At 66.1% G+C, this 25224-nt stretch carries 24 protein-coding genes; 15 read left to right on the forward strand and 9 right to left on the reverse strand.

Annotated features, from left to right (window positions below; genetic code table 11):
• Positions 1-8: 8 nt before the first annotated feature.
• Genes nuoL through QGN32_RS05095 form a run of 4 tightly spaced genes read left to right on the forward strand, consistent with a single transcriptional unit; the run spans position 9 to position 5901 of the window.
• Complete coding sequence (gene nuoL, locus QGN32_RS05080) at positions 9-1943, forward strand: NADH-quinone oxidoreductase subunit L (RefSeq protein ID WP_326547556.1); 1935 nt, start codon at positions 9-11, stop codon at positions 1941-1943.
• A complete protein-coding gene (locus tag QGN32_RS05085; protein ID WP_326547557.1) occupies positions 1937-3505 on the forward strand; it encodes an NADH-quinone oxidoreductase subunit M in 1569 nt (522 codons plus the stop codon). Before nuoL ends, QGN32_RS05085 begins: the two co-directional genes overlap by 7 nt.
• The gene (nuoN, locus tag QGN32_RS05090; protein WP_326547558.1) at positions 3502-5076 is read left to right on the forward strand and encodes an NADH-quinone oxidoreductase subunit NuoN; all 1575 of its coding nucleotides are present in this window, start codon (positions 3502-3504) and stop codon (positions 5074-5076) included. Before QGN32_RS05085 ends, nuoN begins: the two co-directional genes overlap by 4 nt.
• Before the next feature lie 42 nt (positions 5077-5118).
• Positions 5119-5901, forward strand: a complete 783-nt coding sequence (locus QGN32_RS05095; protein WP_326547559.1) for an enoyl-CoA hydratase — start codon at positions 5119-5121, stop codon at positions 5899-5901.
• Between the two features lie 147 nt (positions 5902-6048).
• Here the strand turns inward: QGN32_RS05095 and QGN32_RS05100 are convergent, their stop codons facing one another.
• Positions 6049-6723 (reverse strand): PIG-L deacetylase family protein, encoded by a 675-nt coding sequence (locus tag QGN32_RS05100; protein ID WP_326547560.1) that lies wholly within the window; start codon positions 6721-6723, stop codon positions 6049-6051.
• Positions 6724-6728: 5 nt separating this feature from the next.
• The gene (locus tag QGN32_RS05105) at positions 6729-7331 is read right to left on the reverse strand and encodes a TetR/AcrR family transcriptional regulator (RefSeq protein ID WP_326547561.1); all 603 of its coding nucleotides are present in this window, start codon (positions 7329-7331) and stop codon (positions 6729-6731) included.
• Positions 7332-7375: 44 nt separating this feature from the next.
• Here QGN32_RS05105 and QGN32_RS05110 point away from each other — a divergent pair, with 44 nt between their 5' ends.
• Positions 7376-8509 carry a phosphotransferase family protein gene (locus QGN32_RS05110; protein ID WP_326547562.1) on the forward strand — a complete coding sequence of 378 codons (1134 nt, stop codon included), beginning with the start codon at positions 7376-7378 and terminating at the stop codon, positions 8507-8509.
• A complete protein-coding gene (locus tag QGN32_RS05115) occupies positions 8509-9621 on the forward strand; it encodes an Rv3169 family protein (RefSeq protein ID WP_326547563.1) in 1113 nt (370 codons plus the stop codon). The genes QGN32_RS05110 and QGN32_RS05115 overlap by 1 nt, the downstream gene beginning before the upstream one ends.
• 61 nt (positions 9622-9682) lie before the next feature.
• Here the strand turns inward: QGN32_RS05115 and QGN32_RS05120 are convergent, their stop codons facing one another.
• Together QGN32_RS05120 and QGN32_RS05125 are read right to left on the reverse strand one after the other, a co-directional pair.
• The gene (locus QGN32_RS05120; protein WP_442791783.1) at positions 9683-11149 is read right to left on the reverse strand and encodes a flavin-containing monooxygenase; all 1467 of its coding nucleotides are present in this window, start codon (positions 11147-11149) and stop codon (positions 9683-9685) included.
• Between the two features lie 43 nt (positions 11150-11192).
• Complete coding sequence (locus tag QGN32_RS05125) at positions 11193-12179, reverse strand: TIGR03617 family F420-dependent LLM class oxidoreductase (protein ID WP_326547565.1); 987 nt, start codon at positions 12177-12179, stop codon at positions 11193-11195.
• A 19-nt stretch (positions 12180-12198) separates the two neighbouring features.
• Here QGN32_RS05125 and QGN32_RS05130 point away from each other — a divergent pair, with 19 nt between their 5' ends.
• Positions 12199-13551 (forward strand): flavin monoamine oxidase family protein, encoded by a 1353-nt coding sequence (locus QGN32_RS05130; protein ID WP_326547566.1) that lies wholly within the window; start codon positions 12199-12201, stop codon positions 13549-13551.
• On the opposite strand, the gene QGN32_RS05135 is transcribed toward QGN32_RS05130, so the two are convergent.
• Positions 13548-14516, reverse strand: coding sequence for an alpha/beta fold hydrolase (locus QGN32_RS05135; RefSeq protein ID WP_326547567.1), 969 nt, complete (start codon positions 14514-14516; stop codon positions 13548-13550). The two genes, QGN32_RS05130 and QGN32_RS05135, sit on opposite strands and share 4 nt — an antisense overlap.
• A gap of 146 nt (positions 14517-14662) precedes the next feature.
• Here QGN32_RS05135 and QGN32_RS05140 point away from each other — a divergent pair, with 146 nt between their 5' ends.
• Complete coding sequence (locus tag QGN32_RS05140) at positions 14663-15634, forward strand: NADPH:quinone oxidoreductase family protein (RefSeq protein ID WP_326547568.1); 972 nt, start codon at positions 14663-14665, stop codon at positions 15632-15634.
• A 34-nt stretch (positions 15635-15668) separates the two neighbouring features.
• Here QGN32_RS05140 and QGN32_RS05145 read toward each other — a convergent pair whose 3' ends face one another.
• The 4 genes from QGN32_RS05145 to QGN32_RS05160 all read right to left on the reverse strand — a co-directional run bounded on the left by QGN32_RS05145 (position 15669) and on the right by QGN32_RS05160 (position 18681).
• Positions 15669-16421, reverse strand: a complete 753-nt coding sequence (locus QGN32_RS05145; protein WP_326547569.1) for an alpha/beta hydrolase family protein — start codon at positions 16419-16421, stop codon at positions 15669-15671.
• A gap of 163 nt (positions 16422-16584) precedes the next feature.
• On the reverse strand, positions 16585-17262 hold the full coding sequence (locus tag QGN32_RS05150) for a class I SAM-dependent methyltransferase (RefSeq protein ID WP_326547570.1): 678 nt from the start codon (positions 17260-17262) through the stop codon (positions 16585-16587).
• 82 nt (positions 17263-17344) lie between these two features.
• On the reverse strand, positions 17345-18388 hold the full coding sequence (locus QGN32_RS05155; protein ID WP_326547571.1) for an alpha/beta fold hydrolase: 1044 nt from the start codon (positions 18386-18388) through the stop codon (positions 17345-17347).
• Between the two features lie 80 nt (positions 18389-18468).
• Positions 18469-18681, reverse strand: coding sequence for a TOBE domain-containing protein (locus tag QGN32_RS05160; RefSeq protein WP_326547572.1), 213 nt, complete (start codon positions 18679-18681; stop codon positions 18469-18471).
• Positions 18682-18846: 165 nt separating this feature from the next.
• Between QGN32_RS05160 and QGN32_RS05165 the strand changes: the two genes are divergently transcribed.
• From QGN32_RS05165 to QGN32_RS05195, 7 genes are all read left to right on the forward strand, one after another.
• On the forward strand, positions 18847-19251 hold the full coding sequence (locus tag QGN32_RS05165) for a TOBE domain-containing protein (RefSeq protein WP_326547573.1): 405 nt from the start codon (positions 18847-18849) through the stop codon (positions 19249-19251).
• The gene (modA, locus tag QGN32_RS05170; RefSeq protein ID WP_442791784.1) at positions 19248-20015 is read left to right on the forward strand and encodes a molybdate ABC transporter substrate-binding protein; all 768 of its coding nucleotides are present in this window, start codon (positions 19248-19250) and stop codon (positions 20013-20015) included. The genes QGN32_RS05165 and modA overlap by 4 nt, the downstream gene beginning before the upstream one ends.
• The gene (locus QGN32_RS05175; protein WP_326547574.1) at positions 20012-20824 is read left to right on the forward strand and encodes an ABC transporter permease; all 813 of its coding nucleotides are present in this window, start codon (positions 20012-20014) and stop codon (positions 20822-20824) included. The genes modA and QGN32_RS05175 overlap by 4 nt, the downstream gene beginning before the upstream one ends.
• Positions 20821-21894: a sulfate/molybdate ABC transporter ATP-binding protein gene (locus tag QGN32_RS05180; RefSeq protein ID WP_326547575.1), complete on the forward strand. Its 1074-nt coding sequence runs from the start codon at positions 20821-20823 to the stop codon at positions 21892-21894. The genes QGN32_RS05175 and QGN32_RS05180 overlap by 4 nt, the downstream gene beginning before the upstream one ends.
• 390 nt (positions 21895-22284) lie before the next feature.
• Positions 22285-22953: a glycine-rich domain-containing protein gene (locus QGN32_RS05185; protein ID WP_326547576.1), complete on the forward strand. Its 669-nt coding sequence runs from the start codon at positions 22285-22287 to the stop codon at positions 22951-22953.
• A gap of 120 nt (positions 22954-23073) precedes the next feature.
• On the forward strand, positions 23074-24009 hold the full coding sequence (locus QGN32_RS05190) for a cupin domain-containing protein (protein WP_326547577.1): 936 nt from the start codon (positions 23074-23076) through the stop codon (positions 24007-24009).
• A gap of 19 nt (positions 24010-24028) precedes the next feature.
• The gene (locus tag QGN32_RS05195; protein ID WP_326548939.1) at positions 24029-25150 is read left to right on the forward strand and encodes a KamA family radical SAM protein; all 1122 of its coding nucleotides are present in this window, start codon (positions 24029-24031) and stop codon (positions 25148-25150) included.
• Positions 25151-25224 lie beyond the last annotated feature (74 nt).

The following is a 25224-nucleotide window of genomic DNA, read 5'->3' on the forward strand; positions in this document are numbered from 1 at the left end:
TGGGCACGATGACAACTCCGGTGTGGCTTACCATCGCCCTTCCGTTGGTGGGTGCCGCGATACTCCTGATCGGCGGCCGACGCACCAACGGCTGGGGTCATCTGTTGGGTTGTGCGGCATCGATCGCGTCGTTCGCCGTCGGTGCGGTGCTGTTCGCCGACATGCTCGGCCGCGACGCCGAACACCGCACGATCCACGAGAACCTGTTCTCCTGGGTCCCGGTGGCGGGCCTGCAGGTCGATTTCGGGCTGCAACTCGACCAGCTGTCGATGTGCTTCGTGCTGCTGATCACCGGGGTCGGCTCGTTGATCCACATCTACTCCATCGGCTACATGGCCGACGATCCCGGCCGTCGAAGGTTTTTCGCATACCTGAACTTGTTCCTTGCGGCGATGCTGCTGCTCGTGCTCGCCGACAACTACCTCGGCCTCTACGTCGGCTGGGAGGGTGTCGGTCTGGCGTCCTATCTGCTGATCGGCTTCTGGTCGCACAAGCCGTCGGCGGCCACGGCGGCCAAAAAGGCGTTCGTCGTCAACCGCGTCGGCGACATGGCTTTGGTGATAGCCATTTTCGCGATGTTCGCCAACGTCGGTTCCATCTCGTACGAAGGCGTTTTCGCCGCAGCGCCCGAGGTGAGCGAGGGCGCGCTCACGTTCATCGGGCTGCTGCTCTTGCTGGGCGCGTGCGGCAAGTCGGCGCAGGTGCCGCTGCAGTCCTGGCTGGGTGACGCGATGGAGGGCCCGACCCCGGTGTCCGCGCTGATACACGCCGCCACCATGGTGACGGCCGGCGTCTACCTGATCGTGCGTTCCGGGCCGGTGTTCAACCTCGCACCCAACGCGCAGTTGGGCGTCGTCATCGTCGGCGCGGTCACCCTGCTGTTCGGCGCCATCATCGGCTGCGCGAAGGACGACATCAAGAAAGCGCTTGCGGCGTCGACGATGTCGCAGATCGGCTACATGGTGCTGGCCGCGGGCCTCGGCCCGACCGGCTACGCGTTCGCGATCATGCACCTGCTCACCCACGGCTTCTTCAAGGCCGGCCTGTTCCTGGGTGCCGGGTCGGTGATGCACGCGATGAACGACGAGGTCGATATGCGCCGCTACGGCGGCCTGCGCAAAGCGCTGCCGATCACGTTCGTCACGTTCGGCCTCGGCTACCTCGCGATCATCGGCGTGCCGCCGCTGGCAGGGTTCTTCTCCAAGGACGGGATCATCGAAGCGGCGCTCGGCGCCGGCGGCGTCAAGGGATTCATTCTGGGCGGCGCGGCGATCCTGGGCGCCGGTATCACCGCGTTCTACATGACCAGGGTCATGCTGATGACGTTCTTCGGCGAGAAGCGTTGGGCCGCCACCGGTGCGAGCGGTGGGCCCACGCCCGAAGGGCAGGGGACGACGGGACAAGCAGAGGCCCATCCGCACGAATCGCCGGCCGTGATGACCTGGCCGATGATCCTGCTGGCCATCGGCTCCGTCGGATCCGGCGCAGCGTTCGCGATCGGCGGCACCCTCGAGCACTGGCTCGAACCGGTCGTCGGGGCGCATGAGGTGCACCACGTCGCACCCGTCTGGGTGGTGACGACGGTGATCCTTTCCGTGGTCGCGGTGGGCATCCTGATCGCCTACCGGATGTACGGCACCAAGCCTGTGCCCGAACAAGTCCCGGCGGGCTCGGCGCTGACCGTCGCGGCGCGCCGGGATCTGTACGGCGATGCCTTCAACGAAGCGGTGCTGATGCGGCCCGGCCAGGTGCTGACCCGCGGACTCGTCGAGATCGACGACGAGGCGGTCGAGGGCGCGGCCGGCGGGCTCGCCGGACTGGTCAGCCGAATATCGGCGAGCCTGCTGCGGGCGCAGACCGGTTATGCCCGCTCGTATGCGCTCTCGATGCTCACGGGTGCAGTCCTGGTGGTCGCGGCAATCCTGGCGGTGCAACTGTGGTAGACAACTTCCCCTGGCTCACGGTGCTGTGGGCGACGCCGACCGTCGGTGCCGCGCTGGTGATCGCGCTGCCCGCCGCTCAGCGGGTGCTGGCCAAGTGGTTCGCGTTGGCCATCTCGGTGGCGGTGCTGGCGATCACCGCCGTGCTGGCGATCGGGTTCGAACCCGGCGGTGAGCAGTACCAGTTCGTCGAGTCCCACCGCTGGATACCGTCTTTCGGCACCGGCTACATCCTCGGTGTCGACGGCATCGCGCTCGCGCTCGTCGTGCTCACCGCCGTGTTGGTCCCGTTGCTGATTATCGCGGGCTGGAACGATGCCGACGCCCAGATCGGCCTCCGCGGACGGTCGGTGCAGACCTATCTTGCGCTGACACTGGCCGTCGAGGGCATGGTCCTCATGTCGCTGATCTCGCTGGACATCCTGCTGTTCTACGTGTTCTTCGAGGCCATGCTGATCCCGATGTATTTCCTCATCGGCGGCTTCGGCGGTGCGAACCGGAGTAAGGCGGCGGTGAAGTTTTTGCTGTACAACCTGTTCGGTGGCCTGATCATGCTGGCCGCGGTGATCGGGCTGTATGTGGTGACCGCCTCGAGCGACGCGTTCGCCTCGGGCACGTTCGACTTCCGCGAGATCGTGGCCGCGGTGGCCAGCGGTGAGTTCGCCGTCAACCCAGCCGTAGTGAACCTGCTGTTCCTCGGCTTCATGTTCGCCTTCGCCGTCAAGGCGCCGCTGTGGCCGTTCCACCGCTGGCTGCCCGACGCGGCCGTCGAAGCAACCCCGGCGAGCGCGGTGCTGATGATGGCGGTCATGGACAAGGTCGGCACATTCGGGATGCTGCGCTACTGCCTGCAGTTGTTCCCCGACGCGTCAACGTATTTCCAGCCGTTGGTGGTCACACTGGCGGTGATCGGAATCGTCTACGGGGCGATCCTCGCGATCGGCCAAACCGATGTCATGCGGTTGATCGCCTACACGTCGATCTCTCACTTCGGCTTCATCATCCTGGGCATCTTTGTGATGACTAGCCAGGGACAGTCCGGTTCGACGCTGTACATGATCAACCACGGCTTGTCGACGGCCGCGCTGTTCCTGATCGCCGGATTCCTCGTGTCGCGCAGGGGAACTCGACTGATCAACGCCTACGGAGGCGTGCAGAAGGTGGCGCCGGTGCTGGCGGGCACCTTCCTGGTGGCCGGCATGGCGACGCTGTCGCTGCCGGGCCTGGCGCCGTTCATCAGCGAATTCCTGGTCCTCATCGGTACTTTCACGCGTTACCCGGTGCTGGCGGTGTTCGCGTCTACAGCACTGGTGCTGTCGGCGATCTACATCCTGTGGATGTATCAGCGGATGATGGGCGGCCCCGTCACCCACGGCAACGACCGAGTGCGCGACCTGGTGCCCCGCGAACTCGTCGTCGTCGCACCGTTGATCGCCTTGCTGCTGGTGCTGGGCGTGTATCCGAAACCCGCTCTGGACGTGATCAATCCGGCGGTCGACCACACGCTGATCACCATCGACAAGCCTGACCCCGCCCCCAGACTCGCGGAAGGGCCGACGCCATGACCCTCACCCCGCCGACCGTCGAATACGGCCTGGTCTCCCCGATGTTGATCGTGTTCGGGGCTGCCATCGCCGGGGTGCTCGTCGAGGCATTGCTCCCGCGGCAGCGCCGGTACGCCAGCCAACTGTTGATCTGCTTCGGTGCATTGGCCGCCGCTCTGGTGGCGGTGGTGGTGCTGGCGCGCGACCTGCACGGCACCGTCGGACGTTCGGCCGTGATGGGGGCGGTCGTCGTAGACACCCCGGCCCTGTTCCTTCAGGGCACCATTCTGCTGGTGGGCGTGCTGGGCATCCTGCTGATCGCCGAACGTCAGGTCGGCGCCGGCGACGGCCCTGGGGTGCGCCGAGGTCTGGACGGGTTCACCTCGCAGGCGTCCGCGGTACCAGGCAGCATCACCGAGCAGCTGGCCACCAAGGCCGGGGTCATCCAGACCGAGGTCTTCCCGCTGACGATGTTTGCCATCGGCGGCATGCTGTTGTTCCCCGCATCCGACGACCTGCTGACGATGTTCGTCGCGCTGGAAGTTCTGTCACTGCCGCTGTACCTGTTGTGCGGGCTGGCGCGCAAGCGTCGCCTGCTCTCCCAAGAGGCGGCGCTGAAATACTTTCTGCTGGGCGCATTCTCGTCGGCGTTCTTCCTCTACGGCGTGGCCATGTTGTACGGGTACGCGGGCACGCTGGAGCTGGTCGGCATTGCCGAGGTGGTCGCCGCCGGGTCGGGCAAGACCTCACTGGTGCTGGTCGGCACCGGCCTGCTGTTGGTCGGCCTGCTGTTCAAGATCGGCGCGGTACCGTTCCAGTTCTGGGTCCCCGACGTGTATCAGGGCGCGCCGACCCCGATCACGGCGTTCATGGCGGCGGCGGTCAAGATCGCCGCATTCGGGGCCATGCTGCGCGTGTTCTACGTCGTGTTGCCCGAACTGCGCGACGACTGGCGTCCGGTGCTCTGGGCTGTCTCAATCCTCACGATGGTGGTCGCCACCGTGGCCGCGGTTACTCAGGCCGACGTCAAGCGGATGCTGGCGTATTCCGCGGTGTCGCATACCGGTTTCATGCTGACCGGGTTGATCGCCGCCAACGAAGCCGGGGTCTCGTCGACGCTGTTCTATCTGTTCGCCTACGGGTTCAGCACCGTGGGAGCGTTCGCCGTCGTCGGCCTCGTGCGCGACGCGGGCGGCGAGGAGGACACCGCAATGGCGCGCTGGGCTGGACTCGGACGACGCTATCCCATTGTCGGCGTTGTGTTTTCACTGTTCCTGCTGGCTTTCGCCGGTATCCCGTTGACTAGCGGCTTCGTCAGCAAGTTCGCGGTGTTCAAAGCCGCGGGCGAGGGCGGCGCGATCCCATTGGTCATCGTCGGTGTGATCGCGAGCGCGATCGCCGCGTACTTCTACGTGCGGGTGATCGTGTTGATGTTCTTCACCGACCCCCCCGACGACGCTCCGACGGTGGTGGTGCCGAGCCTGCTGAGCACCACGGTGGTGACGGTCACGGCGGCGGTCACCTTCGTGCTCGGCGCGCTGCCGCAGCCGCTGCTGGACCTGGCGAACAACGCAGACCAGTTCCTGCGTTAACCGTATCTTTTGCGCTCAGCCGCGCCCGGCTACCGTCTAGGCATGACCGAACTCGTCCTCGTCGCCGACCGTGGGCCTGTGCGGGTGCTCACCCTCAACCGCCCTGAGGCACGAAACGCGTTGAGCCGTACGCTGATCAAGGCCGCCTACAGCGCGCTCACCGAGGCCGACGCCGATGAGTCCGTCGGCGTCGTGGTGCTCACCGGAACCGACCCGGCATTCTGCGCCGGTGTCGACCTCAAGGAGGCGCAGCGCGACGGCCTGGGTTATTTCGAGGAGTTCCGGTCGCAGAGTTGCATCGCGGCCACGGGCAACATGCGCACGCCGATCATCGGGGCGATCAACGGGGCGACGTTCACCGGCGGTCTGGAGATGGCGCTCGGCTGCGACTTTCTCATCGCCTCGGAGCGAGCCGTGTTCGCCGACACCCACGCTCGGGTCGGCATTTTGCCGGGTGGCGGCATGACCGCCCGACTCCCCCAGTTGGTGGGCCTCGCGACGGCACGTCGACTGTCGATGACCGGCGAGGTGGTGGACGCGCCGCGCGCCGAGCGCATCGGACTGGTCACCGAGGTCGTCGCGCATGATCGGTTGCTCGACCGTACCGTCGAACTGGCCACCCAGATCGCCGAGGTGCCGTCGTCGGTCATGCACGGCCTGAAGGAGATCTATACGACCGGCGCGGCCGCGGTGATCGATCCCGCGTTGGCCGCCGAGGAGAAGATCGCCTTCGCACAGCATCGCGACCCCGGCACCGCTTTCGATGGGCTTGGCGACCAGTTCCGTGCAGTGTCGGAGCGCAACAAGCGCCAGATCGACCGTTAGCCAGCCTTTTTGCGCGAGCGTGCGTGTCTGCTGCGCGACTCGCCGTCGCCGTACCGGGTTTGTGCACGCTCGCGGGCTGACGAGCGTGCCGAAAGTGCCGCTTCAGCGCGGTGTTTCGTGTTCAGACGCGCACGCTCGCGGAAGAAGTCAGGGGCGCACCTGGATGAAGCCGACAGCGCGGCGCCCGCCGAACTCGGGCCGCGGCGGCGTCGACAGCTCCACCTGCTTACGGGCCTGCGCCGTGACCGGAGTACCCGGATCGAGCACCGAAAGATAAACCTTGTGCTCGGCCAGCGACGCGACCGCCCGCTCGAAGCAGGCGTCGTCGATCACCTCGGCGTGCGTGAGCTCTGGACCGTTCTGGAACAGCCAGCGCGGCGGGTCGGGCAGGCTGTCATGAGCGGCGACGACGGCCGCCGCGAACTCCATGTGATCCCGCTGGTTGGGGGCCCCGGGCGCCCACTCGGGACCGCCGTAGACACTGATCACCACATCCGGCTCGAACTCGGTGATCGCCTCGACGATCTGTGCGCGCAGTCCCGCGCTGTTGCGGATCGCGCCGTCCGGAAACTCCCAGAACCGGACGTCGGCGACGCCGACGACCGCAGCCGACCGCCGCTGCTCCTGCTCACGCAGCGGGCCGGCCTGTTCGATCGCCATTCCGGCGACGCCGGCCTCCCCCCGGCTGGCCAGCGCGTAATGGACGGTCTTGCCCGCAGCGGTCCATTTGGCCACCGCCGCGGCGCAGCCGTACTCGGGATCATCGGGATGCGGCACCAGCACCAGCGCGGTGCGCCAATCGGACGGGAATACGTCAGCCACGCCTGCTATGCCACCACACCGTGGACCACGAGCGCAGTGGTCTGCTCCACCCAATCGTCACCGAGCGGCTGGCCGGGCTGCAGCAGCATTCGCAGCAGGGTCGCTCCGCCGATCACTTCGACAAGCCGATCCGGTTCGACATCGGGACGGACTTCGCCGCGCTGAACCGCCTCGGTCAACCGGTTGCGCACCGCTGCGAACACCCCGGTGAATCGGTCCATCACCCGCACGTTGAGATCGGCGTCGGCGACCATGTCGGCGATCAGGCCGGGTAACGCCGCGCGCACCACGGGAGTGGCGAACACGTCACGGGTGGCCGCGAGCATGGCGCGAATGTCGGCGGCGATGTCGCCCGGCGGCGTCCCGATCGCCGTCGGCGCGGCCGGGAACGCGGCTTCGTGCACGAGTTCGGCCTTGCTCGACCACCGTCGGTACAACGCGGTCTTGGTGGTGCCCGCCCGCTCGGCCACCGCGGCGATCGTGAGGTTCGAATAGCCGATTTCCGCAAGGAGATCCGCGGTCGCCCGCAGTATGGCAGCGTCAATACGCGGATCGCGGGGTCGCCCGGCGCCCGGGGTCTTGTCAACCGATGGCGCGTCTGGTTTCATAACGCTACTAACCGTATCGTAATTATCGCCAGAAGGAAGAACCTGTGGCCGACGAACCGGCTGTCGAAGACGTCAGCCGCCTCGAGCATTCGAGTCGCGATCTGTCCACGCTGCCCGGTGTGATGTCGCGTTGGCTCTCGACCGTCTTGCCGGGCGGCGTGACGCCGGAGATCACCGTCGAGAGCGGCGTCGACGCCAACGGGATGTCATCGGAGACGATCATCCTGACCGGACGATGGACCGAAGACGATCGGAGGCAGGAACAGAAGTGGGTGGCGCGGGTCGCACCCACCAGCGAAGACGTCCCGGTGTTCTCGTCGTACCGGATGGATCATCAGTTCGATGTGATCCGGTTGGTGCAGGAGCAGACCGATGTCCCGGTGCCGCAGGTGCGGTGGCTGGAGAACAGCGGGGACGTGCTCGGTACGCCGTTCTTTCTGATGGACTACGTCGACGGCCGGGTGCCGCCGGATGTCATGCCGTACACCTTCGGCGGGAACTGGTTCGCCGACTCCTCCGCCGAACAACAGCGGGAACTGCAGGACAACACCGTCGGTGTGATCGCTGCGCTGCATTCGATTCCACAGCCGCAGACGACGTTCGGCTTCCTCGATGACGGGTCCGACCGTAATGCGTTGCGGCGCAATCTGAACTGGCTCAAAGACTGGTACCAGTTCGCAGTCCCGGACATCGGGCGGTCACCGCTGGTCGAGCGTGCCCTCGCTTGGCTCGAGGCGAACTGGCCGGCTGAGGTCGCGGCGAACGACCCGGTCCTGGTGTGGGGCGACTCCCGTGTCGGCAACGTGCTGTACTCCGGCTATCAGCCGGTCGCGGTACTCGACTGGGAGATGGCCACGCTGGGCCCGCGCGAGATGGATGCGGCATGGATGATCTTCGCGCACAACGTGTTCCAAGAGCTGGCCGGGCTCGCGGGGCTGCCCGGGCTGCCCGATTTCATGCGTGAGGACGACGTCAAGTCGACCTACGCCGCGTTGACCGGCGTCGACCTCGGTGATCTGCACTGGTTCTATGTGTACTCCGGCGTGATCTGGGCGTGCGTGTTCATGCGCACCAGCGCGAGGCGGGCGCGCTTCGGCGAGATCGAACGGCCCGACGACGTCGAATCGTTGTTCTACCACGGCGCGCTGCTCAAGAGGCTCATTGGCGAGGAGGCGTAATGCTCGGTCCTACCGACGAATTCCCCATTCACCAGATCCCGCAACCGATCGCCTGGCCCGGATCCTCCGACCGCAACTTCTACGACCGGTCCTACTTCAACGCCCACGACCGCACCGGCGACATCTTCCTGATCACCGGCATCGGCTACTACCCCAATCTGGGCGTGAAGGACGCGTTCGTGTTGGTGCGGCGGGGAGATACCCAGACCGCGGTGCACCTGTCCGACGGCATCGACTCCGACCGGCTCAACCAGCGCGTACTCGGCTATCGCGTCGAGGTCAGCGAACCGCTGCGCAAGCTGAGGATCGTCCTCGAGGAGACCGACGGCATCGCCGTCGACCTCACCTGGAACGGTCTTTTCGACGCGGTGCAAGAACAGCGGCACGTGCTGCGCACCGGTACCCGAATCACCTTGGACGCTCAGCGATTCGCGCAGGTCGGGTCGTGGAGCGGCGTCATGTCGGTCGACGGCGAGGAGATCAGCGTCGACCCGTCGGTGTGGATCGGGAGTCGCGACCGGTCATGGGGCATCCGCCCCATCGGCGAACCGGAACCCGCGGGCCGGCCGGCGTATCCGCCGTTCGAGGGGATGTGGTGGCTGTACGTGCCGATGGCCTTCGAGGACTTCGGCATCGTGCTGATCATCCAGGAGGAGCCCAGCGGATTCCGAAGCCTCAATGACTGCACGCGCATCTGGCGCGACGGCCGGGTCGAACAACTCGGCTGGCCGCGGGTGAAGATCCATTACACCTCGGGCACTCGAATCCCCTACGGCGCCACCATCGAAGCGACCGCCACGGATGGTTCGCCGGTGGTGTTCGAGGTCGAGTCGAAGTTGGCGGTTCCGATCCACATCGGCGGCGGGTATGGCGGCGACTCCGACTGGCTGCACGGAATGTGGAAGGGCGACAAGTTCACCGAACGTCTCACCTACGACATGACCGATCCGGCGGTCAACGGCCGCAGCATGTTCGGGGTCATCGATCACGTCGGACGCGCGGTATGTCAGGAGGGCGGTAAGTCCGCCGAGGGCTGGGGGCTGTTCGAGCACGGTGCGCTCGGCCGGCATGACCCCTCCGGTTTCAAGGACTGGTTCACCGTCGTCGACTGAGCGGACTTCGGTGCGTAACCAATCGCCGAGCGATCAGTAGCGCACCGAAATCACCAAATCGTCAGGCGACCGGCGTCATCCGCGCCGGCGTCCGGCCGAACACCATCGACTCCTCGATGCGGTCGAGTCGGTGGTCGATGGCGTCGAGCACATAGTTGTGTCGTACGTTCCACGGCCGGTGTGTGCCTGACTTCGGCAGCACGTGGGCGGAGCGTTGCACGTAACCGGCGTTGATGTTCCATGCGGGCTTCTCCGCCATCGGCTTGTCGCCCAGATGCGGGTAGGCGTGCGTGTAACCGTGAGAGTCCATGTAGGAAACCAGTTTTGCGAAGGCTCGCGCGGTCAGATCGGCGCGCAACGTCCATGAGGCGTTGATGTAGCCGACGCACCAGGCCAGGTTCGGCACGTCCTCGAGCATGTGCTCCTTGTAGACGAAGCGGTCCTGCGGCTTGACCTCTTCGCCGTCGATGCGCAGGATCACCCCGCCGAGCGCCTGCAACTGGATGCCGGTGGCGGTGATGATCACGTCGGCGTCGAGTCGCTGCCCCGAGCGCAACACGATGCCGGTCGCGTCGATTTGGTCGATGTGGTCGGTCACGACGTCCAGGCGGCCGGTGCTGATCGCCTCGTAGAAGTCGTTGTCCAGCATCGCGCACAACCGTTGATCCCACGGGTCGTAACGCGGCTTGAAGTGCACGTCGACGGGATAGCCGGTGGGCAACTGGCGTGCGGCGTTCGCGCGGATGAAGCGCCGGCTGAGCTTGGGCGCCGCCTTGGCGAACGCATAGATGAACACCGTGAAGATGGTGTTGTAGATGCGGGCACCCCAGTAACCGACCCGACCAGGCAGCACCTTACGCAGCGCCTGCACGACGGGGTTGACCCGCGGCGTCGACAGCATGTACGTCGGCGACCGCTGCAGCATCGTCACGTGCCCGGCTTTCTCGGACAGCGACGGGATCATGCTCACCGCGGTTGCGCCGCTGCCGATCACCACGATGCGCTTGCCGGCGTAGTCCAGCGACTCGGGCCAGTGCTGCGGGTGCACCACCTGGCCGCCGAACTCGTCGAGGCCCGGCAGTTCCGGACGGTAGGGCTCGTCGTAGTTGTAGTAACCGGTACCGAAGAACAGAAAGCGGCTGCGGTACGCCGCGGGCGTCCCGTCTTGCTCGGCCTGCACCGTCCACGTGTCTGTCGTCGAATCCCAGTCCGCCGACAACACGCGGGTGTTGAACCGGATGTGGTCGTCGATCCCGTGCTTGCGGGCGGTCTGCACCAGATAGTCACGGATGTCGGGTCCGTCGGCCACGTTCTCCGGCCGTGTCCACGGTTCGAACGGGTAGCTCAGCGTGAAGATGTCGCTGTCGGACCGGATACCCGGATAGCGATGCAGGTCCCAGGTGCCCCCGATGCGCGCTCGACGCTCGAGCACCGTGTACGACACGCTTGGGTTCTTCTCCTGCAGGCGGTAGGCAGCCCCGATTCCCGAGATGCCCGCGCCGATGATCAATACGTCGGCGTAATCCACTGTCCGCAACCTCCCTTGGTCCCGCTGAGTACCACCATAGGAGTCAGGCGGCCAGCGCGTCGACGATCTCGGCCAACGCGTCGATCGCGATGGGTCCGGGCTGGTAGAGGCAGATGCGGTCGGACACCCCGTCGACCCGGTCGCGGATGTGGGCAGCGACCTCGGCCGGACTGCCGCACGCGGCGATGGTGTACAGCACCTCGTCGTCGATCAGCGTGGCCATCTCCTGCCAACGACCCTGCTTGGACAGCGCGTTGAGCTCCGGCTGCAGTGCACCCCAACCGTGAGCCTCGAGCACCGGCCGGTAGGCCGGCGTCGAGCCGTAGAACGCCAACAGCCGGCGCGCGGCTCCGTGCTCGTTGCCTGAACTGACCGACACGATGATCTCCGGCACCACCGCGAAGTCGTCGAGGGACCGCCCCGACTCGGATAATCCGGCGCGGACCTCGGGCATCGTCACCTCGTGCAGGAACCGCTTCGAGCCGAACGGCATCACCAGCAGGCCGTCGGCGACGGCCGCGGTGGCCCGGGTCAACCGCGGGCCCAGGGCACCGAGGTAGATGGGTGGCACTCCGTACGGGTTGGGGCCGGGGTTGAACGTCGGGGTCATCAACGTGTGCTGGAAGTACTCGCCGCGGAAGTCGAGGCGTTCGCCGGTCTCCCACGCCGCGAATATCGCCCGCAGCGCGCCGACCATCTCGGTCATCCGGGCGACCGGTCGGTCGAACGCCGCGCCGTAGCGCTTCTCGATCTGCGCGCGCACCTGCGTGCCGAGGCCCAGCGTGAAGCGGCCTTTGGCCAGCAGTTGATGGTCGTAGGCCTGATGGGCGAGCTGAATCGGATTGCGCGGGAACGCGATGGCCACGTTGGTCATCAGGTCCAAGCCGTCGACGGCGGATGCCAGGGTCAGCGGCGCGAACACGTCGTGCGGCCCCTCGAACGTGAACACGCCGCCGGCCCCCGCGTCGCGCAGCAATCCCGCGCGTTCGATCGCATCGGTTGGGCCGAACAACGCTGTCATGACCTTCACGGCGTGAGAGCCTAATCGCGTGACATCCCCAGCCAGTACAGATGTCGTCGTGGTAGGTGCAGGGTTCGCCGGGTTGACGGCGGCGCGCGCATTGGTTCGCCTCGGTCACGACGTCGTAGTCCTCGAGGGCCGCGACCGCGTGGGCGGGCGGTCGTCGACGGCGACCATCGCCGGCCTTCCGGTCGACCTCGGCGCCACGTTCGTCGGGCCGACCCAGGACGCCGTCGGCAAGTTGGCCGCAGAACTGGGCTGTGCGGCCGTCCCCACCTTCAGTCGCGGTAAGAACCTGATCCGGTGGCGGGGCCGGGTCCGCTCCTACCGCAGCACCATTCCGCGGCTGTCGATCATCGAGCTGCTCGACGTGTCGCGAATTCAGTGGCGCTTCGAGCGGGCCTGCCGTCGGGTGTCGGTCGACGCGCCGTGGACGTCGCCGAACGCCGACGCCTTGGACTCACAGTCACTCGACGGATGGCTCAAGTCGGTGCATGCCAGCGCGGGAACGCGGGACCTGATGGCGATCATGTCGAGGGTCACCTGGGGTTGTGAGCCCGACGAGGTGTCGATGCTGCACGCGGTGCGCTACGTCAAGGCCGCCGGCGGGCTGGACCGCATGCTCGACGTCGAGGGCGGCGCGCAACAGAGCCGCTTCCCCGGCGGCACACAGCAGATCGCGATCCGGATGGCCCAGGAGCTGGGTTCGCGGGTCGTGCTCGACGCCGCGGTGCGCAGCATCGAACGCCACAGCGACGGCACACTCACCGTAACTTCCAACCAGGGTGCCGTGCGCGCGAAGGCGGTCGTCGTGGCCATCCCGCCCGAACACCGCAAAGCCATCGAATTCGCGCCCGAGCTACCACCCGAGTACGGCAAGCTCGCGCAGCACTGGCCTCAGGGCAATCTCAGCAAGGCCTACGCCTCGTACGAAACGCCGTTCTGGCGCGCGAAAGGCCTCTCCGGAGAGGCGCTTTCCGATGAAGGCCCGGTTTTCATCACGTTCGACGTCAGCCCCGGAGATGAGGGTCCCGGCATCCTGCTCGGGTTCGTCGACGCCCGCTCGTTCGACTCGTTGCCGCCGGCGCAGCGCCGCGACCGGGCACTGTCGGGCTTTGCGGCATTGTTCGGTGAGGCCGCGCTACAGCCGATCGACTACCTCGATCATTGTTGGGGCGCAGAGCAGTTCGCGCCGGGCGGGCCGACGGCCGCAGTGCCGCCGGGCTCCTGGACGACGTATGGACCGTGGTTGCGCGAGCCGATCGACGGGATCTATTGGGCCGGAACGGAAACTGCCGACACTTGGACCGGTTTCCTCGACGGCGCCGTACGGTCCGGCCGGCGCGCCGCCGACGAGGTGCATCGGGCGCTGGCGGGTTAGGAGCTGAGGCGGCGGTCGGCGGTCACCGACTCGATCAGTCCCCGCAGATGCTTGTTGACCTCGTCGGGCCGTTCCAGGATCGCGCAGTGCCCACCATCGAGTTCGACGAAGTCGGCCAGATTGGGCACCCCGCTCGCGATGCGACGAGCCGACGTCACCGGCAGCAGCCGGTCCTTCTCGCTGCCGATCACCAGCGTCGGCACCACCAGGTTGGCCAGCCCGATGTGCCGCGAACCGACGTGGTCGACGAGCGTGCGGGCCCAACCGCCACGACCGGCGGGCGGGGTCGAAGTGAACAAGTCGTGCACGAACGCCGCAATCGTGGGATCGGCGTCGCGGCCCACCGCCAACATCGACAGAAACCGCTGATTCGGGCCGTGAATAGCGCGCGGCACCGGCACCGCTCCGAACGTCTTCAGAAATGTCCCGGCGGTGCGTATCCGAAGCCGCGACAGCGGCGGAGGCACGGGCAGCAGTTGGATGTCGCGCAAGAGGTCGCCGGTGGTGGTGTTGATGAGCGCGACGGCGTCGGCGCGTTCGGCCACCTGCTCGGCGTGCCGTTCCGCCCACGAGGTGATCGCGATGCCGCCCATCGAATGGCCGGCGATGACCGCGCGTTCCCCGGGCGCGAGCGTCGCGTCGAGCACGGAATCCAGGTCGGCAGCCAGATGATCGAGGCTGTAGCCGTGCCGTCGGGCCGGTACCGCGCTACGGCCGTGGCCGCGGTGGTCGAACGCGATGACGCGGTAGTCCTGCGACAGGTCGGTGATCTGATGCGCCCACACCCGGATCGCGCACGTGATGCCGTGCGCCAACACGATCGGATAGCCGTCCTCGCGCCCGAAGATTTCGGCGTGCAGGCGGGTGCCGTCCTTGGAGCGCACCACGGTCGCGCGACCTGGTGGCAGTGACTCGGCGGGGGCGAACCCGTGCACCTTGGACCGGCCTCGTGGACCACTGTTCATGTGCGCTCCGTTCGGACTCGGCAACGTTGCCGAATAACTGAGCGTATCTAAGAGTGTGCGCTCCGAATGTCCGACCCGCCCGGTATCGACGGCGATCTGCCGCCGCGGCGCGGACCCGGGCACCCGGTGCGGGTTAAATAGCGCCCATGCGCGCGATTCAGATTGCCAGCCTCGACGGACCGCAAGCCGCCAAACTCGTCGAGGTCGACGAGCCGGTCGGCGACGGCGCGGTTGTCATCGACGTGCACGCGGCCGGCGTGGCGTTTCCCGATGTCCTGCAGTCGCGCGGCCTCTACCAGTACAAACCGGAGATGCCGTATACGCCCGGCGGCGAGGTCGCCGGCGTGGTGCGCAGCGCGCCGGCCGACGCGCACGTGCAGGCCGGCGATCGCGTCGCGGCGCTGACGATGCTGTGCGGCGCGATGGCCGAAGTCGTCGCACTCCCCGCCGAACGAGTCTTCAAGCTGCCCGACAACGTCTCCTTCGAGGCCGGTGCGGGTCTGCTCTTCAACGACCTCACGATGCACCACGCGTTGCGGACCCGGGGGCGGCTGGCCGAAGGCGAGACCGTGCTGGTGCACGGGGCGGCCGGCGGTATCGGGACGTCGACGCTGCGGTTGGCGCCCGCGTGGGGTGCGTCGCGAGTCATCGCGGTGGTGAGCACCGAGGACAAGGCCGCAGTGGCCCGAGCGGCCGGGGCGACCGATGTGGTGCTGGTAGACGGGTTCAAGGACCGGGTGAAGGAGCTGACGAAGGGTCGCGGCGTGGACATCGTCGTCGACCCGGTCGGCGGTGACCGGTTCACCGACTCGCTGCGCTCGCTGGCGCCGGGCGGACGACTGCTCGTGATCGGCTTCACCGGTGGCGAGATCCCGACCGTCAAGGTGAACCGGCTGCTGCTCAACAACGTCGACGTGGTCGGCGTTGGCTGGGGCGCTTGGACTTTCACCCATCCCAACTACCTCGCCGAGCAGTGGGCCGAGCTCGAGCCACTGCTGGCGTCGGGGAAGGTGTCGGCGCCCGAGCCCGAGGTTTTTCCGTTCGAGCGCGCCGCGGACGCGATCGCCGCGCTCGAGGACCGCTCGGCGAAGGGCAAGGTCGTCGTCGCAGTTAAATGACTACAGCGGTTCGATGACTACAGCAGTTCGATGACTACAGGTAGGGGTCGGCCCAGGCGCTGATGATCCGTGCCGCACGCACCGCCTGCTGCCCTTCGGTCAGCAGATGGTCGGCGCCCTCGAGCGAGACGAAGCTGCGCGGGTGCCGCGCGCACTGGAAGATCTCGCTGGCGTTCGCGATGCCGACGACGTTGTCGGTCGGCGAATGCATGACGAGCAGCGCACGGCGCAGCGTGTGAATACGCTCCCGGAGATCGACGTTGCGGACGTCTTCGATGAAGTGCCGCTTGAGCGTGAGCGCCTTACCGCCGATGAGGAACGGCGCCTCCCCCTCGTTCTCGATCCGTTCCACCAGCGCGTCATAGATGCGCTCGACGTGGGCGGGGTCATAGGGCGCCGCGATGCTGACCACCGCAACGACGCTCGGACACTCCTGGGCGGCGGCGATAACGGCCGAGCCACCGAAGGAATGCCCGACCAGCAGGTGCGCCTCGCGGCCTTCCGAGGCCATGAACTCCACGGCGCGCACGGTGTCGGCGACCTTGTGCGAGAACGACCCGTCGCTCCAGTCGCCTTCGGAGTCGCCGAGGCCGAGGTTGTCGAAGCGCAACATGCCGATGCCCTCGATGGCGAGTTGCTTGCAGATCCGGCTCGCGGCGGGACTGTCCTTGCCGAGCGTGAAGCCGTGCGCGAAGACGCCCCAGCCGCGGACATCGCCGTCGGGCATGTCGACCACGCCCGCGAGGGCGGGTCCGCTGCTGCTCGGGAAACTGACGCGTTCACCCACGCCGGACATCCTGTCAGGCGGCGTGAGCCGATGTGTCGCCGGTCGATGCGACCACCGCCACGACCACGTGCAGACGACGGACGCGACGACAACCACCGCACCGCCGACGACGACGACGGCAACGACCCGCCCGGCCGAGACTCCTCCCGGCGGCTGACGAGAGTTACTGCGACGGTGTCCCACGTCCCGCCCTCAGCGGATGGACGATCGCCGGCATGCCACGCCACACGACGTCGTCGGCTTCGACGGTGAAGCCGCAAGCGCGCATCAGCTCCGTGGTCGGCCGGTTGCACAGGCATCCGCCCGCGAAGTGGCGCCATGGCGTGACCAGCCTGTCCTGGAACGCCGCGAGCAACCGCGAGCTCGCGCGCACGTGCTCGATGAACAGCAGCTGCCCGTTCGGGCGGAGCACTCGTGCGATCTCGCGGAGCGCGCCCTCGGGGTCGTCGACGGTGCACAGGACGAGCGTCGAAACGACGGTATCGACGGATGCGTCGGCCAGCGGTAGGTGCTCCGCAGGGGCGTCGATTATCCGCGCGACGCGCCGATTCTGTTCCAGGTGGCAACCGAGTCGCCGGCGCATCGCGGGCTCGGGCTCGCTGAGAACCAGCTCTGCGACGTCCTCGGGATAGTGCTCAATGTTCAGTCCTGTCCCGGCACCGATCTCGACGACACGACCGTAGGCACCGGCCAGCAGCGCCCTCCGCCGGCGGCGCATACCTGCTATCTCGCCAAGCCAGAGAAACGGATCGTACAACCGGGCCATGATCCGCAGCCACGCCGCAGACGGCCCACCCGTCGAGGGTTCGGTGCTCGCTCGGAGGTTCGCTGTTTCGGTCATGCCGCCGAAGATACGAACATCCAGGTGATCCGCGCATCGCCCGCCGGGGCCATCATGCTCAGCTGGCCGATTTCGGCCAATGTCACAGAAGGCCGAGACGGGCGGCCTCCGCGACGGCGGCCGTGCGTGAGGTGCGCCCCAGCTTGCGGCGGATGTTCGCGACGTGGCGGTGCACGGTGTGCGGACTCAGCACCAGCTGCTCGGCTATCTCGCGATCGCCGAGACCGCGCGCGATGCAAACAAGAACCTCACGCTCACGGCCAGTCAGGAGGCCCGCCGCCGGTCCACTCGGATGGCGCTCCGGCGGCTCGACAGGCGCCAGCGCTTCCCGGCAAGCGCGGACGACGGAGTCGGCGTCACCGTGCCAAGGGAAGTGCGCACTCCCCTGCAGCGGAATGAATGTCGCGCCTGAAATCGCCGCAGCGACCTCACGCCCGCATCGGTAGGGTACGGCACGGTCGTCGCGGCGATGTACGACGAGTGTCGGGCAGCGGACGAGGGGCAGGCGGTCGCGGACGTCGAGGTGATAGACGAAATCCAGTAGGGCGGCTGCAGTTTCGGCGGTCGTCGCCTCGCGCTGCAATCGTGCGAAGTGTTCCTGCTCTGCTGGCTCGGAGCTGCCGAGGAAGATGTCGGTAAGCAGGCGAGAACCCAGTCCCCAATGCGCGCGCACCGCCGCCAGGATCGCGTCGGCGACACCGGGAGCCGTGAGGGTCGTGCCGTCGCGGTAGGACCCGTACAAGACCAGCCGGTCGACACGATCCGGATACGCCGCGGCGAAGGCGATCGCGGTGCAACTCCCGGATGAGCCGCCGACGAGCGAGACACGCTCCAGTCCGAGCTCGTCGAGGAGGGCGCGCAGTGTCGCGACCTCGCAGTCGAGGGTCAGATCCGAATCCCGCAGCGTGCGGTCCGACATGCCGACGCCGAGGCGGTCATAGCGGATCAGCGTGTACCCGTGCGCCAGGTCCTCCCAGAAGCGCCGGAGACCCGCGCTCTGCGCGTCGAGTTCGAGGTGGCTCACCCACCACGCCGGTGCGACGAGCGGTGGGCCGTCGCCGGCTACCTCGTACGCCATCCGACGGGCGCCGAGGGGAAGGAACCGGATCGTGGACTTGCCCAGCATCGCCGTGAGCCTACGACTGCTCTCGACCTGGCAGCGACCGATTGGCGAACCTGTAGCCTCGGTGCGGTTTTCGCCGAGCCCTACTCCACGCCGAGCATGACTTCGGTCGATTTCACCAGCACGGTGACTGCGGCGCCCTCGGCCAGTCCGAGTTCCTCGGTGGCCTCCTTGGTGATGGACGCGGTCACGATCTGCCCTCCGGGCTCGAGTCGCACCTTGACGGTTGCCATCACGGTCCCGATGTTGACCTCGGCGACGGTTCCGGTGAGTTGGTTACGGGTGGACAGACGCATGATTGAGCTCCTTTCGCCACCGACTTCTTACCGCATGTTCCTTACTGCACGGCGAACTACGGCACACCGATAATGCGGGTCCAAAAGGTGGAATCATCCGTGGCCTGGGATGAACTAGGCTGAATTAGCCGCGAACGCGGATTTATATGACCTTGAGGAGTTCGGGTGCCGGCGATTCGAGTCAGGGATGCGGCGGCGGTCCTCGGGGTCAGCGACGACACCGTGCGCCGGTGGATCGACAGCGGCGCGCTGGCGTCGTTCAAGGACGAGTCGGGCCGCAAGGTGATCGCCGGTGAGGTGCTGGCCGAGTTCGCCCGGGACCATGCGACGCCGCCACCGGACCCGCTCGGAGTTGGCAGTTCAGCGCGAAACCGACTCGTGGGTCTGGTCACGAAGGTGACCGCCGACCAGGTGATGAGCGAAGTGCAGATGCAATGCGGACCGTTCACCGTCGTCTCCCTCATGAGCACCCAATCGGCGAAGCAACTCGGCCTCGAAGCCGGCGTGCTGGCGGTGGCCGTGGTCAAGGCGACCAACGTGATCGTCGAGACCCCAGGAGGATCGTCGTGAAATCGATCGTCGGCATCGCGGCGGTGTTGAGTGTCAGTGCGCTCGCCGCGGGTTGTTCCTCATCGCAGAACGGCTCGTCGACGGGTATCGCCGGAGATCTCACCGTCCTCGCGGCCGCGTCGCTGAAGTCGACGTTCACCGAACTGGGGGCCAAGTTCGAAACCGCCCACCCCGGAACGAAAGTCACCTTCAACTTCGCCGGCTCGTCGGATCTCGCCACGCAACTCGGCCAGGGCGCGCCAGGCGACGTTTTCGCTTCCGCCGACACGAACAACATGACGAAGGCAGTCGATGCGGGCCTGGTATCGGGGGGGCCGGTGAACTTCGCGGCCAATACCCTGACAATCGTCACCCCGCCGGAGAACCCAGGGCACATCGCGTCTTTCGCGGACCTGGCCAGACCCGGGTTGCAGGTGGTGGTGTGCGCGCCGCAGGTACCGTGCGGCTCGGCGACCGACAGGATCGAGAAGGCCACCGGCGTCACGCTGGCGCCGGTGAGCGAGGAGTCCGCCGTCACCGATGTCCTCGGCAAGATCACGTCGGGTCAGGCCGACGCCGGACTGGTGTACGTCACTGACGCCGCCGGTGCCGGGGACAAGGTCACCGCCATCCCCTTTCCCGAGTCCAGCGAGGCGGTGAACACCTACCCGATCGCCGTTCTGAAAGGGTCGACGAATCCTCAAGCAGCGCAGGAGTTCGTCGAACTCGTGACGAGCCCGGAGGGTCAGGGGGTCCTTACGGCGGCGGGCTTCGCAAAGCCGTGAGCCCTGGGCGACGAGCGGGTGGACTGATCCAGGTCGGCCTGCCGGCCTGGGTCTACTTCCCGGCGACGGTCGGTGCGCTGTTTGTGCTATTGCCGTTGATCGCGATTTTGCTCAAGATCGACTGGGCGCACTTCGTCCCACTCGTGACGTCGGAATCATCGTGTGCGGCACTGGTTTTGAGCATCAAGACCGCGGCTGCGAGCACGGCGGTCTGTGTGCTCGTCGGTGTCCCGATGGCTCTGGTCCTGGCCCGCGGGCAGTTTCCCGGCCAGCCGGTACTGCGATCACTGGTGTTGCTGCCATTGGTGCTTCCACCGGTCGTGGGCGGCATCGCACTGCTGTACACCTTCGGCCGACAGGGACTGCTGGGCCACCATCTCGAGGTGCTGGGCATCCGCATCGCCTTCTCCACCACGGCGGTGGTGTTGGCCCAGTCGTTCGTGTCGCTGCCCTTCCTGGTGGTCAGCCTCGAGGGTGCGCTCCGATCCGCAGGGTCGGGCTACGAGCACATCGCCGCGACCCTCGGGGCCAAACCCACCACGGTGTTGCGGACGGTCTCGTTGCCGCTGGTGCTACCCGGACTCATGTCGGGGGCGGTGCTTTCGTTTGCGCGCTCGCTCGGTGAGTTCGGCGCAACCTTGACATTCGCCGGGTCGCTGCAGGGGGTGACGCGGACGCTGCCGTTGGAGATCTATCTGCAGCGCGAAACCGACGCCGATGCCGCCGTGGCGCTGTCGCTGCTGCTCATCGTCGTCGCCGCGGTGATCGTCATCGCCTCTGCCAGCCGTCGATTGACGGGCCCGCTATGAGTGGGGTGCTGGTGCAGGCCGGGCTGGCGCAGCGCGGCGTCGAGTTCGACGTCGCGCTCGACGACGGAGAGGTCCTGGCTGTGCTGGGGCCCAACGGCGTTGGCAAGTCGACACTGCTGCTGCTGATCGCCGGTCTGCTCAAGCCCGATCACGGTCGCATCGAACTCGGTGGATCCGTCGTCACCGACACTTCCACCGGAAGGTTTGTCCCCGCTCATGCTCGCGGCGTGGCGATGTTGAGCCAGCGAGCGATGTTGTTTCCCCATATGAACGTTCTCGCGAACGTGGCGTACGGCCCACGCTGCAAAGGGCATTCCCGCTCGGCGGCGCGGAGTGTGGCGCAGCACTGGCTCGACGCAGTGGACGCCGGCGATCTCGCCGACCGTAAACCCGCCGAGCTGTCGGGTGGCCAGGCCCAGCGCGTGGCGGTCGCCCGCGCCCTGGCCGCCGATCCGCAATTGCTGCTACTCGACGAACCGATGGCCGCGCTCGATGTCACTGCCGCCCCGGCCCTTCGCCGCCTGCTCCGCGAAGTGCTGAACCGGGGCCGCCGCACGGCCATCATCGTGACCCACGACCTGCTCGACGTTCTGGCGGTGGCCGACAAAGTCGTCGTCGTCGACGGCGGGCGTGTGGTCGAGAGCGGTCCCGTCCGCACCGTTCTGGGCGCACCCCGCAGCGATTTCGCCGCCCGTATCGCGGGCGTCAACCTCATGTCCGGGGTCATCGTTAAGCCGGGAGTACTTCAGAGCGGTTGGGGGCCAAGCATCTCCGGGCTCGGCGACGTCGATCCGGGTGCCGAAGCGATCGCACTGTTTCGGCCCGCTGCAGTGGCCGTCCATCTCGATCCACCGCACGCCAGCCCCCGCAACGTCATCGCGGTGCGAATCGCAGAACTCGACGTACACGGGATGGCGGTCCGGATCCGAGGTGCCGAGCAGCCCGACGGCGGCACCGGGCTGGCCGCCGATGTCACTGTTGCCGCTGCCGCTGATCTCGACCTTCAACCGGGTCAAGAGGTGTACTTCGTCGTCAAAACACAAGAAGTCCAGCTGCATCCGGCACTGTGATGAGAATCCTTCGATATTCAACGTTTTCCGGGGACGCTCACCGACGAAAAAAGAGGCCCACGATGTCCTTCCGGGACCACTTCAGCTAGTAGCAAGCACTTTTCAGGTGAACACATCGTTGTCTAAGCAATATGATGCACCGGATTTCACTGCAATCTTGCAAAAAGTGTCGGTACATGATAACGGGCGGAGATACTATCCGCGGTTATGAGTACAGGAATTGACATGGTCGAGCCGACCGAAGTCGAGAGTGGCCGCCTGCGGATTGTGTTGCACTCAAGCGCTGAGGGCATGTCCAACTGCTCCGGCACATGTGGTGCATGTTGTTGTTATGAAAAGGAATTGCTGGTGTAGCCGAATCCGGCTACACCGTCAGTCAGGGGACCGACTGTGGCCCTCTCAGTTCCCGACGTCCTGCCCGGCGCATTTGAAGCGCTCGATTACGAGGCGCCGTTCGTAATCGAGAAGCTGGTCAAAGAACAGTTTGTCGACACGGCCCAAGGCGCCGACGCGCTTTTCGCCGAGGTGAAGCGATACCTGGTGCTATGCCATGTCGACCGGACGAAATCCTGGAAGATGCATTCGCTGGCCGTCGATGAGGCGTGGCACCAGTTCGTGCTCTTCACCGCGGAGTACACCGCGTTCTGCGCCAAGTACTTCGGTCGTTACCGCCACCACGCGCCGAGCAATGCGCCTGACATCGGCGAGGGGCACGCTCCCGAAGCGACATTCGTCGAGTTCTGTGACCGGTATCGGGACGTGTTCGGTGAGGCGTTGCCGTCGGTCTGGGATGACGCAACTTGGGTGACCCCCCGCCGGCGAGTGGTGAACTACTTCCCCGGACAATGGGCACTCGGCGCCGCCGGCGGGATGGTTGACTTGGTGGACGGCAAGGGCCGAACCCTACTCAGTGTGAGCCCCATCGCGCAGAACGCATTGCGATTCATTGTCGACACAGGCGCATTTTACGTCCGCGAAATACCCGACGACCTCACCGTGCAGGAGAAGGTCGCGCTGGTCTCGGCACTGGTCGAACTCAAGGTCCTCCGAGTCGGTTGAAATCCCGGGGGGTCCGTGAAATTCGAAGAGCTCTGCGACCAAATCGAAAGGTACGCATTCCCCGGCGAGCAAGAGCTCGAGCGTCCACACAAGGACGCAGTCCTCGCCGCCCGTGCGGCGATGACCGCGGCCGTTCGCGACGACGAGTTTCTGGCCGATTGCCTCGGATATGAGCTGACGCTGCTGGAACGGCCCAGTCGGCGTCGTCAGGACTTGGTGCCGTTCTTCACCGTCCCCGGAACCGGGATTCGCTTCGCCTTCGGCTATTGGCCGCCGGGCAGCAACGCCGGTGCCCACGAACACACTGACTGGACGATCACCAGCGTCTGCCGCAATCGGCTGCTCGTCCAGACCTTCGACCGCAATGAGTCGTACCGCCGTCAGAGCTTGGTTCCGAAGAATCTGTTCGATGCTCATGCCGGAGAGGTCGGCTTCATCTACGAGCCCTGCATCCACGATCCGCGCAACCCATCGGACAAGTGGTCGCTCTCGATGCACGTCAGTAGCCCACATGACGGTCAACGGCCGGCAGACGACGAGCAATGTCTGCCCATACTCAATGAATTCGCATCGCGTCGGGTGAGCGGTCTCGGCGCCGCCTACGACAAGGTCATTGCGACTCGACTGCGTCAGCTGAAGCTTCGCGTGATCGCCCAATTCCTCGCACAAATCGAGGTGGTACCGGCCGCCCATCTGCTTGAGCGCTGCGTTCAGCAAGGCTGCTCTGGGACTCGGCGGTTCATCTATGGATTGGGCGGAGGCGACCTTACGAACGCCGGATCGCCGACGACGCGCACTCTTGTCCGGTCCCACGACGAGTTGGTCCTCGACTACCGAGAAACAGGCGATTCCGTTGCTCTCGGCGTCGAGACAGAGGGCGGGTGGGTCGAAGAACTCACGGTTTCACGCGTCGCTCGGGAAGCGATCGCCTTCTGTGTCGCCGCACCATATTTCGATGTGCAGGACATACCTGGACGCTTGACCGACGACGAAAGATGGGCGCTCACAGAGGCATTGGAAGAGACGGGCCTCTTCACGCTCGTCACCTGCGACTGACGCCGCAAATGAGTTGACGATGCCGAAGACAACGCAACGAGGCCAGATCGACTCGGAATCGTGGGACGACTACAGGTGGCATCTCGCCAACCGCATCGTCAGCCTAGACGGGCTGCGCGGCTGGATCGATGTCACCGAGGACGAGGCAAAGGCGATCGAGGCCTGCGCGGGCGTCTACCGCTGGGGGATCACCCCCTACTACGCGGCCCTGATGGATCCGGTCGACCCGGAATGTCCCGTGCGCCGGCAGGCCATACCGAGGATGAGCGAATTCGAGATCCGACCCGGGGACGACGTCGACCCCGTGGGCGACCGGCAGTTTCGCAAGACCAACCGGGTCGTTCACAAGTATCCCGATCGTGCGATCCTTCTCGTCACGAGGGTGTGTCCTGTCTACTGCCGCCATTGCACGCGCAAGTTCCACACCACGAATCTGGACGGAACTTATTTCGGCGACGGCGAGGCGTTGCCGTACGACGAAGACGTCGCATACATCGCCGCACACCCCGAGATTCGCGATGTTCTCCTCACCGGCGGCGATCCGCTGACCTATCCCGATGCCAGGCTCGATCACCTGCTCGGACTGCTGCGGGCCATACCCCATGTGGAAATCCTCCGTATCGGAACGCGCTTTCCCGTCTTGTTGCCCCAACGAATCACTTCCTCTTTCTGCCAGATGCTCGAACGGCACCATCCGGTCTGGGTGAGCACTCATTTCAATCACCCGAAGGAACTGACGTCGGTAGCAAAAGCGGCGTGCGACAGGCTGTTGCGTGCAGGGGTACCCGTGCAGAATCAGACCGTGCTGCTGAAGGGCGTCAATGACGATATCGACACCATGCGCGCGTTGAATACTGGACTCGTACGAGCACGGGTGCGGCCTTATTACCTCTACCACTGCGACAACGTGACAGGCGTGAGCCATTTCCAGACCTCGCTTCAGACCGGACGGGAAATCATGCGTCAGTTGGAGTGGTCGACAACGGGTTTCGCCGTGCCGGAGTATGTGATCACGACGACCATCGGAAAGGTTCGGGTGGATGGAGATCACGTGACCGAAGACGGTACCGCCCTTCGGATCCGAAACGCGCCGGGTGAGACGCTGCGATTACGCCTACCCGACGCCGCAGGAACCGATTGAGAAAGCCGTGAACCCGACCCTGGTGTTCGTCGACGATCGGCCGGGCCCACTTTTCGACGCGCTGGCCAAGCGAA

The organism is Mycolicibacterium sp. ND9-15, from assembly GCF_035918395.1.
Lineage (GTDB): Bacteria > Actinomycetota > Actinomycetes > Mycobacteriales > Mycobacteriaceae > Mycobacterium.